The organism is Cyclobacterium sp. 10D3-21, assembly GCF_055809755.1.
In genome coordinates this window covers 3,998,535-4,013,621 of the sequence record NZ_CM147924.1, presented here as the reverse complement: position 1 = coordinate 4,013,621, position 15,087 = coordinate 3,998,535, and the positions used below count along the sequence as shown (strand labels likewise).

The window sequence follows — 15,087 nt, the reverse complement described above, 5'->3', positions numbered from 1 at the left end:
AATAAGAAATAATACTATTAGAATGAATATATACGAACAAATAGTAGCTGAAATTAAGGTAGCTTCAAACATAGTAATCACTTCACATAAATCTCCAGATGGCGATTCTGTAGGAAGCTCATTGGGCTTGCTACATTTTATTGAAAAGCTGGGTAAAACAGCTGTCGTTTGCCATCCAGATCCAGCACCTGGTTTTTTGTATTGGTTAGATACTTCGGATTTTCTTTTAATGACAGATCAGGCAGAAGCCGTAGCTTCAGCTTTTGCAGCTGCTGACCTGGTGTTTTGTTTGGACTACAATGGTACAAACCGTGTTGGGTATGACATGCAAGCTTTGTTGGAGGCGGTGACTTGTAAAACAATTATGATTGATCATCATTTAAATCCTGAAGATTTCCCAACCATAACCGTGTCTGAAACATCAGTCTCTTCTACGGCAGAGTTGATTGTTGAGTTAATCGAACAATCGGGCAATGGGGCTTTACTTGATCAGAAAATTGGCACCCCTTTGTACTTGGGTATATTGACAGATACAGGTAGTTTTCGCTTTCCTTCAACTAAGCCACGCACCCACGAAATACTGGCAAAGTTACTGGCTGCCGGGGTAGCGCACCATTTGGTTCATGAAATGTTGAGTGATAACAACACTGCGAGTCGTTTACGTTTGCAAGGATATGCGATATGCGAAAAGATGGAGATTTTAGAAGACTATATGGTGGCTGTTATTTCATTGTCAAAAGAGGAATTGGCGAAATACAATTACCAAAAAGGGGATACCGATAGTTTAGCCAATCAGGCCTTGTCTATTAAGGGAATGAAGGCAGCAATTGTGTTTACTGAAAGAGATGGCATCATGAAAATATCTTTCCGTTCAAAAGGGGAGGAGAATCCTGTGAATGTGATGGCAGAAGAGAATTTTAATGGTGGTGGACACGCAAATGCTTCAGGAGGCATGAGTGAATTATCGGTCTCGGAAACCTTAGATAAAATCAAGAATTTGGTACCAAAATACTTTTCAGTTAAGTAATGCTTTTCGGATTTAATTGGAAAAGGCCCTTACAAACAGCATCCTAAGTTCAGAATGGGACGTTCGAGGGATCAGGCTGTAAAATGTCACCTTGTTTTATTGTTTTTTCAAAGTGCTGGTTTGATTTACAATTCTTTTGATATTAAATAGGTAGTATAAATCAAATAAAAACATACCAATAGTAAGGCTTCCCATCGGTCAAGCTTTTTCCTTTTGCCTGTAAACATGGCGATTATAAGGAAAACAGTACCTCCAATCAATATAGTAAAATCTTGATTGAAAATCTGATTGTATGTTATAGGGTTTATTAATGAACTAATTCCAAGAATAAGAAGAATATTAAATATGTTTGAGCCTATAACGTTGCCAATTGCAATGTCACTATTTTTTTTAAGGGCAGCTACTATTGATGTAATGAGTTCTGGTAGCGAAGTACCAGCAGCAATGATGGTTAATCCGATTATTTTTTGACTAATCCCTAAATCCGTAGCAATGCCTATACTATTGTCAACCACAAGTTTCCCTCCAATAATAAGCCCACTAAAACCAAATAGCATTAAACCCCATATCTTAAGATTAGATTTTTGAGTATAGGGAATGACTTCGATTTTTTCTGTTTTCATTTGTTTAAAAATATAGTACAGAAAGAATACAAAAGATAGAAGTAAAATAATCCCGTCAAGTCTGGATATTTCAGCGTTTTGATTGATGAAAAAATTGTTTGCAAGACCAAATAAAACAATGGTAATTATTAAGGAAATGGGGATCTCTCTCCAAGCGGTTGAGGATTGGACGGTGATTGGATAAATTAAACCGGCTATGCCCAATATGATAAATAAATTAAAATTATTGCTGCCAATTACGTTTGCCAAAACGATATCTGAAAGTCCGTCCAATGAAGCTACTGAATTCACCACTAATTCAGGTGCGGAGGTTCCAAATGCAACGATGGTCAAACCAATAACCAAATCAGGAATATGGTACTTTTTAGCCAGAGCTGATGCGCCATCAACAAGCCAATTGGCTCCAAAAATTAACCCTAAAAACCCAACTACTATTAAAAATAAAGAAATTGCCATATCATTCAATATTTGTCTTAATTGCTTTTTATAATATTTTTTTTGGAATCGTAATTTTTTGCTCTGTTTCCGATTTCACCTAAAACAGTCCAATGCACTTGGTAAATAAATTAAATCAATAGGATCATTGTATACCAGGTACATCATCTTCCAATCGGGGTTGAATTTTCCCTTGTATTCTCGCAAACTTTTGCAACGTCCAAAGTGTTTTAACAAAGGCGTAGTGCACAGTGAAATTTTTCTCAACCGCTGAAATAGTTGACAAATCCTCTAATTAAGAAACTTTGACTAAGGATGCTAGCATGGTTGGAATCAACTCTGAAATTGTCGGATGTGGCACAACTGAATCTCTAATTATTTGGTAAGGTGCATCGGCGTACATAATATTTAGCAGACTGGTTATAATTTCATCACCACCTGTGCCTAACACACATGCGCCTAAAATTTTATCTGTATCGGCATCTATAAGCGCACTCATAAAACCATTGGTTTCCCCTTTTTCTTTTGCCCTTGAGATGCGGCTCATTTCTCTTTTCGCTTCCAATACATTATAGCCATTTGCTATGGCTTCTTTTTTTGTTAATCCAACGCGGCCCATAGGTGGATCTACAAAAAGGTTATAGGTGGTAATACGGTCACTTACTTTTCGTTGCTTTCCATCAAACAAGTTTTCGGCTACAATTTCATAGTCATTGTATGCCGTATGCGTAAAGGCCCCTTTGCCATTGCAGTCCCCCAATGCATAAATGCCCGGAACATTGGTTTGTAGAAAATCATCCACTTCTATAAAGCCCTTTTTGTCGGTTGTAATGCCTGTAGCATCTAAATTGAGTGTATCCGTATTGGCTTTTCTGCCAACAGCCATTAAAACATGCGATCCATTAATTTTAGGAGGGCCATCCATTTTACAGTCTACTTGTATAGAAATATTCCCTCCAGCTTCATTTTGGGCAGTGATACATTCTGCCTGTAAGCGAAAATCGATTCCTTCTTCTTGTAAAAATTTGAGAATGGCTGCACTCGTTTCAGGGTCTTCTCTTCCGATGATGGTGTCTTGCATTTCTACAATCGTCACTTTACTTCCAAACCTTCTAAACATTTGGCCAAATTCCAATCCAATATAGCTACCACCTACAATGATTAAATGCGCTGGAATTTCTTCTAATGCTAAAATAGAGGTACTTGTTAAGTAGGGAACCTCTTCATAGCCATTGGGTACAAATGGCCGGCCTCCAACATTAATAAAAATTTGCTCCGCTGTTATTTTCTCATTGCCAACGGTCACCTGCTTATGTCCAGTAAAAGATGCTTCACCTTTATAATAAGAAATGTTTTCATTTTTTTCTATTCCGGCGGAAATGCCACTTACTGATTTTTGAATGAGTGCGTCTTTACGCGCTTTTATTTTTTTCAGATCAGCATAAACACCTTCAGGAATTACGATGCCCAAGTCCTCTCCATGTTGCGCATCCCACATTCTTCTTGCACTTGCAACATAGGTTTTGGTAGGCGTGCAACCTACGTTCAGGCAGGTGCCTCCTAAATGTTCCTTTTCTATAAAGGCTACTTTTTTGCCTTGAGAAGCCATTTTAAAAACCAGTGGTGTGCCTGCCTGGCCTGAGCCGATGATTATTGCGTCAAATTTTTTCATTGGATATATCGTGTTGATTTCTAACTGAAATTGGTTATTTATTTGATGAACTAAAAAACAAAGCAGCAATTATTAAAAAACCAACTCCCGTAAGCGCAGGAGGTAGCATACTTGCTACAATACCTATAATAATCATGCCCAAGGCGATGATTACCAATAGAAGTAAAAGAATATTTTTCATAATATTAATTATTGGGTTATTGTATAAAGCATAAAAATACCGATCGCAACAAATGCAATGGAGATGGCAACTTTCATTTTATCCTCAGGAATGACTTTCTGGAGTTTGGGCCCAATTTGACCGCCAATGACTACCCCTGGAATAGTGAAAACAATTATATTAAGCACCTCATTCATCACATCATTTGGCTCCAGTGCAAAGGCATAAAAATGACCAATTGAAGCTACAAGGACTGTAATAACCACAACAAATACGGAAGTGGCTACGGCAACAGGTGTGGGCACTTTGCACCTTGCAACTAAATGATATTCTTGAAGCTCCGCCAGGCCCACAGAAATCATTCCTACAAATGCTCCTCCCAGCGCAGCAAAGCCTTTGCCCATGCTGCGATTACAGACGGTGTAGCGGTAAACTTTGCCAGAACTGTCGGTCAACTCGCTTTCAAAATTTTGGGCAAATTCCACCTTGTTTAAAGCTTCATTTTTTTCTCTTTCTTCCTTGCGCCAGGCGGCAAACAATTGATAGCCAATAAAAAGAAGGCCTACAGAAAATATTGTTTTTAGGACGATTGCAGGTACGATATCAGCATAATAACTCCCAATAATTGCGGCTGGGACAGAATAAATTAAGAGCGCTTTTACAAGCTTAAAGTCAATCAATTTGGCTTTGTAATAGGCAACCAAGCCACTTCCAAAACCAAAAAACTCTGTTGCCAAGGCTGAACCAATGGCAATATTCGGCTCTAATTTTAAAGCGAGCATAAATAATGGAGAGAAAAACACCGCCCCACCAATCCCACTACTCATGGCAATGGAAGCTATTAAAATGGAAATGGGAAGGAGGTACCAGAATTCTAATGTTAGTTCCATAATTTATATTGAATTTTTAATCAATAGGTAGCGTCAAAAAATTCCCTCTTCCGGGTTTTATAATTTATTCTATACAAGTGGGCCCTAACTATGGGGTATATAATTCAGGACTTTAGAAACAGGAATTCTCACTTGCAACTAACAGACGCAAAAAATGGAGAAACCTGACAAAAAGGGACCATTATTATAGTATTAAAATTTCAACTAACCATTATTAGTTTTTATCCTCTATTGATGCTTTCGTAATATTTTCAGATTACGAGTAAATCTGGATGGGTGAAATTTTTATAGCCAGAGATTCGAATCCCTTCTAAAACGATGCTGACCAAATTATAAGCTAAGTTAGCTGTACTACCTAATTTTTAGGTTGTATAATCCGGGTTAAATAGGCCATAAAACAACCAGTAAGGACTGAAAAATAAAGAGTATAATAAATGGGATGACAAGGTATCCCATAACATCTCGTGCTTGTATTTTGACTCCATTTCCCATGATTGGCAGGACAATCAATAAATAAAACGGCTGTAACAAATTGCTTAAACTTTCGCCATAAGCCACTGACAAGGATGCTCTGGAAATCATAGCCGTTATTTCATTCTCAGGCAGACCTGTACCCAGTTCTTTGATGGCATTGATTATACTTGGCCCAATGACAGCAAATTCTCCCCCAGCAGAGGGAATGGCAAAATTGACGATTGCACCGGTTAAATAGGCATAAAACGGATAAGAGTCCAATGTTGCTACTTTTGCCATTAATTGCCCGAGTTGATCTCCCAAACCTGTATACATCATGATTCCCATAATGCCTGCATAAAAGGGATATTGAAATAGAATGCCTGAGACATTGCTACTGGAACGTTTCATGGCTATGACATAGCGGGAAGGCGTTTGGTGCAAAGCCATGCCTACAATTAAGAAAATGAAAATCATGATATTAAAATTCAAATCAAAACCTCTGGTACTGAAATGAAATACAATATAGGTAAGCCCCATCATTACAATGATCATTTGTAGGATGATGCTATTGTTCAATTTGTCAGATAGGGCGTTAAAAGGCAATTTCAATTCTTTAGCCTCTTCTTCAATTGTTATTGGGGCAGAAAGGCCATTGGAAATTGTCAAGTCACTCAATTCTTTATTCTTAAATTGTTTTGGCCGCAATAAGAACATTAGCAGTGAGCCACCAATCACTATTAAGCCCATCATTGCAATGTTTAGTGAGGATTGTAAAGTATAGGTGGTTGGTATCACACCAGATAAGAGACCAGTTTCAATCAAAAAATTGTTTTCAGAATTGAGGAGTAAAGGGATTGAGCTTGAAAAGCCTAAAACCCAACTGTTAAATGAAAAGTAAGCGCATGCAATTAAAAAAGGGTAATTGATCCCTTTCACTCGCAATGCCAACTCTCTGGCTAAAACACAGGTGATTACCACCCAGCCAAAGCTTATCATGGACAAAAGCATACCTATAAATACCACCAGAAAATAGACTTGCGCTGGCGTTTTAATATAGGTAGAGAGGGTGCCTATCCCTCGTTTCACCAGAGGAGACAAGGCAATACTAAAGCCTGTAATGACGATTAACACAATTTGCATTGAAAATCCCAATAAGTCAAAAAAGCCCGTATACCAGGATTTTATTATTTCCATTGGACTTACTCCTAGCCAGGCAATTGCACTAATTCCTGTGATTAAGGTTAAAATAATTGCGAAGACAAATGAATTAGGTAGGTATTTAAGAAATATTTGGGTGAATTTTTCTCCTAATTTTTCAATCATGTTGTGGTTTTTTAATAATGCCCAGGATTTTTGCTTAAAACCGTGGCTCGTTGGGCATTGGGTTTGGGTTTATTTGTAAGTCGAATGTTGAATATAGGATAAAAAGCTGATCGTTACAATGGGTGAAAAGTAAGGGATGGCCTTCTTATGGCCTTATCCAGGTAATTGTAAATTACAGGACCATTGTTCTGAATCTAAGGTTTTAACAACTTCAGCATTTTTTTGTTGCCTTTTTTAAAAGCACATGGAGCAATTGCATTAGTTGTAAGATCAGTAAAAAGTAACCTTTAATGACATTTAGGTAGGCGGATAATTCCAGATGGCTTTATCCAACAACTGGTTTTCAGAAGGGTATAATGCTGCTCTTCCATTAGGAGAAGGAAGAGGTAGTCTTACAGTTTTCTCCGTAGTTGATTTTGTCTTTAATTCAGGTGATGTATAATTTGATAAATGTGCGGCCCCAAATCCCCATCAAAGCGGTTTTAAATGGCTTGATGGGGTCTTGGTATGATATTACTCGAGTAGAAGGAGGGAGGGGTTTAGAGCGTCAAAAATGTATTTCTACCAATTTAAAAGGCACTATAATCATAGGCTATAGCTTGACTATACCTTCCCCTTTACTATTCCGACTCAGGTCAAGCAATGGGGCAAGTATAAATTTGAGTACACTAGAAGAAAGAGACATCAAAATTTTTCATCACTAGTTTGTCGAGTTCTTCAATGTCCGTAAGTAATTCTTGTTGGCTTAGGGTAATTGTTACTTCATCTGTTTTTTTCCTTAACAACCTATTCAATTCTACCATTTTAAAATAAAAGGATTGGGATTGTAATTCGATGTTACCTACTGCTAATTTTTCTTCTATGGCGACCTTTTTTTGTTTGACTACCTTGACCATTTCAACAGCGGAATCAAATTCCAATTCCTTTTGGTCCACAGATTTTAAAAGTCCACACTCAAAACTGGCGCATTGTCTAGGCCTTTTAGAATAAACGGTACAAGCATCACAAAATTTCTTACAGGGCTGAAGGAAAAAACCATTGCCTTTTTCATCCTCTATATCCATAAATTCTTTAACAACAGGCACTTCTTCAGGATCAAGCTGCACAAAGCCAATTAAAGTGCCATCGCAACAGATTCCGCAAGACAAACAAATATTCAATGAATCATTCATGTTTTCTGGATTTTACCACTTGTTTAGTGTACGCTTTATTGGAGCTTTAATAAGTGCTAAGGCCCAAGGTAGGTCTTATGACGGCATTAAAAGCAATATTTTCACCGTCTAAACCCGCTTGACAAAAAGCCAAAAACCTTGGATATAACTCTTATCCTGAGCTAAGCTATATCCATTGTGCGTGTCCAGTAGGGTAAATATAGGTCAAAAAATTGATGGTACCGATTGATGAAATTTGGTGCTAATTTTAGTTCGATGGCTTAAGGTGATAGCGATCATAGTATAAGTGACTTATTATGAGGATCCTATCAAGTAATAGAATAAGGGATGCAAGCCTTTATAATCATTTCGGAGTAAGTAAAAAATGTCCTTATTAGGTTTTTGATTTAAAGTTTAAACAATTCATTAATGGGCATTGAGTATTAGGGTTTCTTAGGAAGTGGAGATAAGTAGACAAATTTACACCTCTCAGCATCTATATTTAACTATTGGTGAATTAGCAGCTTTGTGACCAATGTTACTGTAATGGGGGCTGTAATACGGTACTTTTGATATCAAATTCTAATCATGCTAAAAAAATATTTCCCCATACTCCAATGGCTTCCGAGCTATAAAAAAGCCTACCTCTCAGGAGATGTAGGAGCTGGATTAACTGTAGGTATCATGCTAATTCCTCAAGGGATGGCTTATGCAATGATAGCCGGACTACCTCCGGTTTTCGGACTTTACGCCTCCTTGATTCCACAAGTAATTTATGCCATCATGGGTACATCGCGACAGTTAGCGGTAGGTCCCGTTGCTATGGATTCACTATTGGTCGCATCCGGTCTTGGCGCACTTGCGCTCACGGGAATAGATGAGTATATCTCTATGGCGATCTTTCTAGCCTTATTCATGGGAGTAATCCAGTTGGGATTGGGCTTGCTTCGGATGGGGTTTTTGGTCAATTTTTTATCAAAACCGGTAATTAGCGGATTTACTTCCGCAGCTGCCATCATTATTGCGTTAAGCCAGTTAAAGCATCTTTTGGGTACTTCCATCCAAAGTAGCAATCAAATACATATCCTCTTAAAAAATGCATTTTCCACGATTACCGATACCAATATGATCACATTCGGTATTGGTATTGTTGCGATTGTTCTCATTAAGTCGATTAAGAAATTTAGCAGTCGTATTCCCGCTGCCTTGGTTGTGGTGGTACTTGGTGTTCTGGGTATTTATATTTTTGGGTTAAACGATCTTGGGGTGAAAATTGTAGGCGAGGTGCCAAGCGGGTTGCCTTCATTTCAGGTGCCTAACATCGCCTATTCAAGAATATCTGAACTGCTACCCATTGCATTGACTTTGGCGCTAATAGCCTTTATGGAAGCCATCTCCGTAGCCAAGGCAATTGAGGAAAAACACTCCGATTATAAGATCGACTCCAATCAAGAACTCATTGCTTTGGGAACATCAAATATCTTGGGGTCTCTTTTTCAATCGTATCCAACCACTGGAGGTTTTTCTAGAACAGCCGTTAACGACCAGGCAGGTGCAAAGACAGGTGTTGCCCCAATGGTAAGTGCTTTGGTAGTGGGATTAACCTTATTGTTCTTAACCCCTTTATTTTATTATTTGCCCAACGCGGTATTGGCAGCCATTATTATGGTCGCTGTTTTTGGGCTAATAGATTTCAAATATCCTGTTGAGCTTTTCAAAAATAGGAGGGATGAGTTTTTTCTGTTGATCGCTACTTTTTTGATCACCCTTACTGTTGGGATCAAAGAAGGTATATTACTCGGTGTTTTGATTTCTTTGCTCTTACTAGTTTATAGGACTTCAAGGCCACATATAGCCGTCTTGGGGCGCATACGAAACACCGATTATTTTAAAAATATAGCCCGTTTTCCAGAAGACACAGAAACCTTTAAAGAATTTTTAATCATTCGCTTTGATGCACAGCTCTTTTTTGGAAATAGAGAATATTTCAAAAATGAATTGCAAAATCAACTTGACAATAAAGGAACTGCGGTAAAATTCATCATATTAAATGCGGAGGCCATTAATTATATCGACAGTAGTGCCGTTCACATGTTACGGCAGACGATTGCTGAATTGAAGAATAAAGGAATAAAACTGGTTGTTGCAGGAGCGATTGGACCTACACGTGATATCTTTTATAGCAGTGGACTGATTGATGATATCGGTAAGGAGAATTTTTTCGTAAAGACAAGTGAAGCCTTTGATCATTGTAATCCCTTAAGTCAAAAATCTGAAATTGAGGAGAGAATTTCCCTGCAATCGAAAAATTACCACGAAGTTTCTTAAACCCGAAACATGCAACAATGCTGACAAAATCTCCTAAGTTAGCATGAATAAGTTACTTGCCGATGTCTTAGAATCTGAGTTAAAATACGGTATAGTGTGAAGTTTCTGTGATCTTTTAACCAGAATCCGAATTAAGGAATTCTCATCTCAAAATGGCTTAAATCGCCAATGCTAACTCTTCTTAGGGAGGGAGAAAGTGTGGGGGACTCAGTTTGCTTAGGGTTTTCAAAGCTTTTGTTACACGACCCTCATTTGGTAGATTATTTAGGGGGGGTAAAGATCAGTACAAATCGTTAAGGGAATTTTTTAGAATTGTGAAGTAAAATGTACTACCTTCATTTTCTATAGAATCCACCCATATTTCGCCTCCATGCAAATGAACAATCTTTTCACAATGGGCGAGACCAATACCAGTTCCTTCATAATTGCTGCGTTTATTGAGCCTTTTAAAAATAGCAAAAACATTGCGTTTGTCTTTTTCGGGAATACCTATACCATTGTCTTTAATTGAGAATTTCCAATAATCGCTATCTTCTTGTATAGCTATATGAATTTCCGGGGTTTTCCCTTCTTTTTGAAATTTTATGGCATTGCTTATCAAATTCTGAAACAAAAGTCGAATTTCAGTCTTATAAGCCCTTATAATTGGTAATTTACCCAATGTAATTTTTGCGTTTTTTCTTTCAATTAAGGTTCTTAGGTCTCTGGTTATATCAAGAATTGTTTCTTTGCTATCAACGGGTAAAAGTTCTTTACCACGACCTATTCTGGAATAATCCAATAGCCCCTTAATTAGATCGCTCATTCTGTCCGTTGCTTCTGTCATGAAGTTTAAAGACATTTGGGCTTCTTCATCTAATTTACTTGAGTAATCGCCTTGTAATATGTCTATCATACTTCTCACTGTTCTTAAGGGTTCTTGTAGATCATGGGAAGCTATATAGGTAAATTGCTCAAGCTCTTTATTTTTAAGCTCCAGATTGTCATATTGAACAGCCAATAAGGTGTGTTTGGTAATGTCTTGTCTTATGGTTAAGAACTGATAAATTTCTCCATGTTCATTTTTAAAGGGAACTATTGCCGTGTGTACCCAATAAAATATTCCTTCCTTGGTTATGTTTTTAATTCCGCCGGTCCAAATCTCTCCTTTATTGATTTGACCCCATAATTCTGCAAAGAACTCATTAGAATGATAGCCAGAATTGAAAATTCTATGCGTTTTTCCAATAAGCTCGCTTCGATCATAATGAGAAATTTCACAAAATTTATCATTTACAGAAATAATAGTTCCATTTACATCTGTGATGTCAACAAGAAAACTACTATCCAGGGCTTCTTTGTATTGCTGTATTTCTTTTGCGGAAGCTTGTAAAGCATTTTGATAGGTAACTTTCTCATGTTCTGAGGTGTTCAATCGTATGGCCACTTGGAAAATGTTGCTCATTGAAAGAAAGATTGCAACGACAGAATAAACAATAAATCCGATATTCTCATCTACTATATCGTAATTGGTGAGGTATAAGAATATTATGCCTTGACCCATGATTAGGATAAAAACAAAAGGACCAGACGTTTTTATCAATTTACTGCCTTCATAACTCCCGAAGAGCAAAACATTAAAAGGTTTCGTAGCATTTTTTAGAGATAAAAATCCAGAAAGCCAAAAGAAAATAAGGGAGGAATGAATGGGTATAGGGATAAGAAAAGCAGCATTTTGGCCAGGGATGTTTAAAATAAAGATAACAATGGAGGCGAAGTTTGTTAATATTATTGCGAAAATAATATACTGTGTAATTTTTTTTATCTTTTTGGATTGTGAGTGTCTACCCCAAATTGAAATCCCTATTAGTAAAAAGCAAATTGCTGTCGCAAATGGCATTTTTCCCGGAAAATTCAAATTGTAAATATCATTTACACTGGAGCTGTTAATAATAAAATGATCACCAAAAAAATATAGCACTATTGTTAGCAAGGCCATGAGTAAAACCCCAATAATTGTAACTCTATTCAGGATTAAAAAGAAGTTAGAATTCCGTTGTGAGGCCAGTATGCCCAGACTTAGTAGAAAGAAAGAAACTGCAGTAATAATTTCCATTGGTGGAACACCAGGAATAACACTTACAAATTGAGGTATATTGAATAACCATGAACAAATGATGATTGTACTTATCACCAATATTAGGAAGTTATAAAGTTTAACGATTCTTAATTTCCTGGTCTTTGTTACCTTATTCATTTCATTATTTTAAAATATATTAATGGTTTCTCTATTTTAGTCATTTTCCTATTTAAATGAAGAACAAAAACAAGATAGGTTTTTCTAAATGAAAAAATACTGAATATTTTAAACTATTTTTTTTAAAAATGTGCGCGTTTATGGATACAAGAGGGATTTAGTTTTAGCCATTGCCAGGAAATAATTATTTTCCGCAAGGTATTTCTCGAATAGACGCATTAATTTTAACGCTAAAAGCTTTTATGGAAGCCATCATCGAAGTCAAGCCAATTGGGAAAAAACACACTAATTTCAAGGCTGATCCCGATCAGCTGCTCAATGCTCAAGGAGCATCGAATATCTTCGGATTTCTTTTTCAATCGAATTCAACGACTGGAGGTTTTTCAAGAAGAGTTGCAATGACAGGGAAGAATAAAAATAGGTGTTATACCTATGAAAAGTACTTTATAAGTGGAATTAATTTTATTATCCTTTACACCTTTGTTTAAATATTGGCCAAATGTCCTATTGGCTGGAATAATTATGACCACCGTTCACGGGATGATAGATTTTAATATACTGTTGTGTTATTCAGATACAGAAGGGATAAGTTTTTCTTTATGTCCCTGTTTTTTGATTACCCTTACTTTTGGGATTAAAGAAAGTATTACTTGGTGTTTTGATTTCCTACTGACTAGGTGGGAGGGTATGTTATATTATTACCTTGGCTGAGAAGACATTAAGGGTTGACTTAGAGGGAAAAAAATCAGGACAACCTACTTACCAAAAGAATTTTTAAGTAAGGTAAAGTAAAAGGTGCTTCCCTCGTTTTCTTTAGAATCTACCCATATATTTCCTCCATGCAAATGAACAATCTTTTCGCAATGGGCAAGACCAATACCCGACCCTTCATAATTGCTACGTTTATGGAGTTTTTTAAAAATGGCAAAAACATTGCGATTGTCTTTTTCTGGAATACCAATACCATTGTCTTTCACTGAAAATTCCCAATAGTTGCCATCTTCTTGAGCTGATATGCTAATTTTGGGGGTGACTCCTTTTTTATGAAATTTTATTGCATTGCTAATTAAATTCTGAAATAAAAGTCGGATTTCTGTCTTATAGGCTCTGATTATCGGCAGGTTGTCAATTGTAATTGCAGCGTCATTTCTTTCAATTATTATCCTTAGGTCCTTAATTATCTCAGAAATGGTTTCATTGATATCAACAGGCATTAGCTCTTTACCGTGACCAATTCTAGAATAGTCCAAAAGCCCTTTTATTAATTCGCTCATTCTATCTGTTGCCTCAGTCATGAAATTAAGTGACAATTGGGCATCTCCATCCAATTTACTGGAATAATCATCCTGTAAAATGCTAATCATGCTTCTAACTGTTCTTAATGGCTCTTGCAAATCATGGGAAGCGATATAGGTAAATTGCTCAAGTTCCTTGTTCTTTAGTTCAAGATTTTCATACTGCATGGCCAATAAGGTATGTTTGGTTATATCTTGTCTGATGGTTAGGAATTGATAAATTTCTCCAAGTTCATTTCTAAAAGGAATAATTGAGGTGTGTACCCAATAAAATTTCCCGTCTTTAGATTTGTTTTTAATGCCCCCAATCCAAATCTTGCCCCTATTAATTTGCGTCCATAGCTCTGCAAAGAATTCCCTTGAATGGTGTCCTGAATTGATAATTTTATGTGTTTTCCCTATAAGTTCATCTCGGTGATAATTTGAAATTTCACAAAACTTATCATTAACAGATATAATTTTTCCGTTTACATCAGAAATATCGATGAGAGAACTACTATCCAAAGCTTCTTTGTACTGCCTTATTTCTTTTATGGAATTATGTAATGCATTTTCATAAGTGATTTTTTCATTGTCGGAAAAGTTCAATTTCATTGTCACTAAAACAATATCCCTTATTGATAGGATAAATGCAATGACGAAAAAAATTATTATGCCCACATTTACAGCTACTATATTGTTGTTTATTAGATACAATAGGATAAAACCCATTATCATAATCATTCCAGCAACAAGTGAGGCGGAGGATTTTACAATCCTGCTTCCAGAGTTGGAACCGTAGAGTAACTCATTAATGGATTCTGGAACATTTTTTAGGGATAAATAACCCGCAATACTGAATAATAAAATAGAGGTATGAATTGGTATTGCTATTAGGAATCCAGCATCATTTCCAGGTATATTTAACACAAAAATAACGATGGAAGAAAGGTTGATTAGTATTATTGCATAAAATAAATAATTGCTAATTTTATTTAATTTTTCAAATTTTGATTCCATTCCCCAAGTGGAAATGCCTAATAAAAAGAAGCAAATAGCAATGGGGAAAGGCATTCTTTCAGGGAATATTAAAGCTAAATTCTCAAAAATAAAGCCATCACCAAAAAAATATTCAACAATTGCTAGTAGGCTGATGATTAATACACAAATGATAGTGACTCTATTAAGAATTGAAGCGAATTTAGATTCCCTCTGTGAAGCCAATACCCCCAAACTTATTAGAAAGAATGAAACCGCAGTAATAAACTCCATAGGAGGAACACCAGGGATAATATTTAAAATTCTAGGAATATTAAAAACGTATATAGCAATGACGATTGTGCTTATAGCTAACGTTAAAAAGCTAACAATTTTTATCTTTTTAACTTTTAGCTTTTTAGCTTTTAGTTTTATTGTCATATTATTATTCAAAAATAAATGCAGGAATTTTTTTTTATGCCTAATAAAACAAAAATAGCATGTTTTTATTACTAAATACGTACTTGGTGAAAT

General features: G+C 36.3%; 13 protein-coding genes. 5 read left to right on the top strand and 8 right to left on the bottom strand.

What is annotated here, in order from left to right:
* Positions 1 to 22: 22 nt before the first annotated feature.
* Positions 23 to 1,027, top strand: a complete 1,005-nt coding sequence (locus AC0L7T_RS15850; RefSeq protein WP_473336443.1) for a DHH family phosphoesterase — start codon at positions 23 to 25, stop codon at positions 1,025 to 1,027.
* Between the two features lie 125 nt (positions 1,028 to 1,152).
* Here AC0L7T_RS15850 and AC0L7T_RS15845 read toward each other — a convergent pair whose 3' ends face one another.
* From AC0L7T_RS15845 to AC0L7T_RS15825, 5 genes are all read right to left on the bottom strand, one after another.
* The gene (locus tag AC0L7T_RS15845; protein ID WP_473336441.1) at positions 1,153 to 2,106 is read right to left on the bottom strand and encodes a calcium/sodium antiporter; all 954 of its coding nucleotides are present in this window, start codon (positions 2,104 to 2,106) and stop codon (positions 1,153 to 1,155) included.
* Positions 2,107 to 2,380: 274 nt separating this feature from the next.
* Complete coding sequence (locus AC0L7T_RS15840; protein WP_473336439.1) at positions 2,381 to 3,757, bottom strand: FAD-containing oxidoreductase; 1,377 nt, start codon at positions 3,755 to 3,757, stop codon at positions 2,381 to 2,383.
* Positions 3,758 to 3,791: 34 nt separating this feature from the next.
* Positions 3,792 to 3,938: a hypothetical protein gene (locus AC0L7T_RS15835; protein WP_473336437.1), complete on the bottom strand. Its 147-nt coding sequence runs from the start codon at positions 3,936 to 3,938 to the stop codon at positions 3,792 to 3,794.
* An 8-nt stretch (positions 3,939 to 3,946) separates the two neighbouring features.
* Positions 3,947 to 4,807: a sulfite exporter TauE/SafE family protein gene (locus AC0L7T_RS15830; RefSeq protein ID WP_473336435.1), complete on the bottom strand. Its 861-nt coding sequence runs from the start codon at positions 4,805 to 4,807 to the stop codon at positions 3,947 to 3,949.
* Between the two features lie 381 nt (positions 4,808 to 5,188).
* Entirely contained in the window at positions 5,189 to 6,586 is a 1,398-nt protein-coding gene (locus AC0L7T_RS15825; RefSeq protein WP_473336433.1) for a short-chain fatty acid transporter, read from the bottom strand.
* A gap of 319 nt (positions 6,587 to 6,905) precedes the next feature.
* Here AC0L7T_RS15825 and AC0L7T_RS15820 point away from each other — a divergent pair, with 319 nt between their 5' ends.
* Positions 6,906 to 7,028 (top strand): hypothetical protein, encoded by a 123-nt coding sequence (locus AC0L7T_RS15820; RefSeq protein WP_473336432.1) that lies wholly within the window; start codon positions 6,906 to 6,908, stop codon positions 7,026 to 7,028.
* Between the two features lie 226 nt (positions 7,029 to 7,254).
* Here the strand turns inward: AC0L7T_RS15820 and AC0L7T_RS15815 are convergent, their stop codons facing one another.
* Positions 7,255 to 7,758, bottom strand: coding sequence for a YkgJ family cysteine cluster protein (locus AC0L7T_RS15815; protein ID WP_473336430.1), 504 nt, complete (start codon positions 7,756 to 7,758; stop codon positions 7,255 to 7,257).
* Positions 7,759 to 8,325: 567 nt separating this feature from the next.
* Between AC0L7T_RS15815 and AC0L7T_RS15810 the strand changes: the two genes are divergently transcribed.
* On the top strand, positions 8,326 to 10,065 hold the full coding sequence (locus AC0L7T_RS15810) for a SulP family inorganic anion transporter (protein WP_473336428.1): 1,740 nt from the start codon (positions 8,326 to 8,328) through the stop codon (positions 10,063 to 10,065).
* A gap of 280 nt (positions 10,066 to 10,345) precedes the next feature.
* Here the strand turns inward: AC0L7T_RS15810 and AC0L7T_RS15805 are convergent, their stop codons facing one another.
* Complete coding sequence (locus AC0L7T_RS15805; protein ID WP_473336426.1) at positions 10,346 to 12,301, bottom strand: sensor histidine kinase; 1,956 nt, start codon at positions 12,299 to 12,301, stop codon at positions 10,346 to 10,348.
* A gap of 242 nt (positions 12,302 to 12,543) precedes the next feature.
* Here AC0L7T_RS15805 and AC0L7T_RS15800 point away from each other — a divergent pair, with 242 nt between their 5' ends.
* Positions 12,544 to 12,789, top strand: coding sequence for a hypothetical protein (locus tag AC0L7T_RS15800; RefSeq protein ID WP_473336424.1), 246 nt, complete (start codon positions 12,544 to 12,546; stop codon positions 12,787 to 12,789).
* A gap of 267 nt (positions 12,790 to 13,056) precedes the next feature.
* Here the strand turns inward: AC0L7T_RS15800 and AC0L7T_RS15795 are convergent, their stop codons facing one another.
* Complete coding sequence (locus tag AC0L7T_RS15795; RefSeq protein WP_473336422.1) at positions 13,057 to 14,595, bottom strand: sensor histidine kinase; 1,539 nt, start codon at positions 14,593 to 14,595, stop codon at positions 13,057 to 13,059.
* 13 nt (positions 14,596 to 14,608) lie between these two features.
* Between AC0L7T_RS15795 and AC0L7T_RS15790 the strand changes: the two genes are divergently transcribed.
* A complete protein-coding gene (locus AC0L7T_RS15790; protein WP_473336420.1) occupies positions 14,609 to 15,052 on the top strand; it encodes a hypothetical protein in 444 nt (147 codons plus the stop codon).
* Positions 15,053 to 15,087 lie beyond the last annotated feature (35 nt).

Bases quoted from the DNA above. Each gene is read 5' to 3' on its own strand.
- AC0L7T_RS15850 (WP_473336443.1), top strand. From the start codon at position 23: ATGAATATATACGAACAAATAGTAGCTGAAATTAAGGTAGCTTCAAAC.
- AC0L7T_RS15845 (WP_473336441.1), bottom strand. From the start codon at position 2,106: ATGGCAATTTCTTTATTTTTAATAGTAGTTGGGTTTTTAGGGTTAATT.
- AC0L7T_RS15840 (WP_473336439.1), bottom strand. From the start codon at position 3,757: ATGAAAAAATTTGACGCAATAATCATCGGCTCAGGCCAGGCAGGCACA.
- AC0L7T_RS15835 (WP_473336437.1), bottom strand. From the start codon at position 3,938: ATGAAAAATATTCTTTTACTTCTATTGGTAATCATCGCCTTGGGCATG.
- AC0L7T_RS15830 (WP_473336435.1), bottom strand. From the start codon at position 4,807: ATGGAACTAACATTAGAATTCTGGTACCTCCTTCCCATTTCCATTTTA.
- AC0L7T_RS15825 (WP_473336433.1), bottom strand. From the start codon at position 6,586: ATGATTGAAAAATTAGGAGAAAAATTCACCCAAATATTTCTTAAATAC.
- AC0L7T_RS15820 (WP_473336432.1), top strand. From the start codon at position 6,906: ATGGCTTTATCCAACAACTGGTTTTCAGAAGGGTATAATGCTGCTCTT.
- AC0L7T_RS15815 (WP_473336430.1), bottom strand. From the start codon at position 7,758: ATGAATGATTCATTGAATATTTGTTTGTCTTGCGGAATCTGTTGCGAT.
- AC0L7T_RS15810 (WP_473336428.1), top strand. From the start codon at position 8,326: ATGCTAAAAAAATATTTCCCCATACTCCAATGGCTTCCGAGCTATAAA.
- AC0L7T_RS15805 (WP_473336426.1), bottom strand. From the start codon at position 12,301: ATGAATAAGGTAACAAAGACCAGGAAATTAAGAATCGTTAAACTTTAT.
- AC0L7T_RS15800 (WP_473336424.1), top strand. From the start codon at position 12,544: ATGGAAGCCATCATCGAAGTCAAGCCAATTGGGAAAAAACACACTAAT.
- AC0L7T_RS15795 (WP_473336422.1), bottom strand. From the start codon at position 14,595: ATGGAATCAAAATTTGAAAAATTAAATAAAATTAGCAATTATTTATTT.
- AC0L7T_RS15790 (WP_473336420.1), top strand. From the start codon at position 14,609: ATGCCTAATAAAAAGAAGCAAATAGCAATGGGGAAAGGCATTCTTTCA.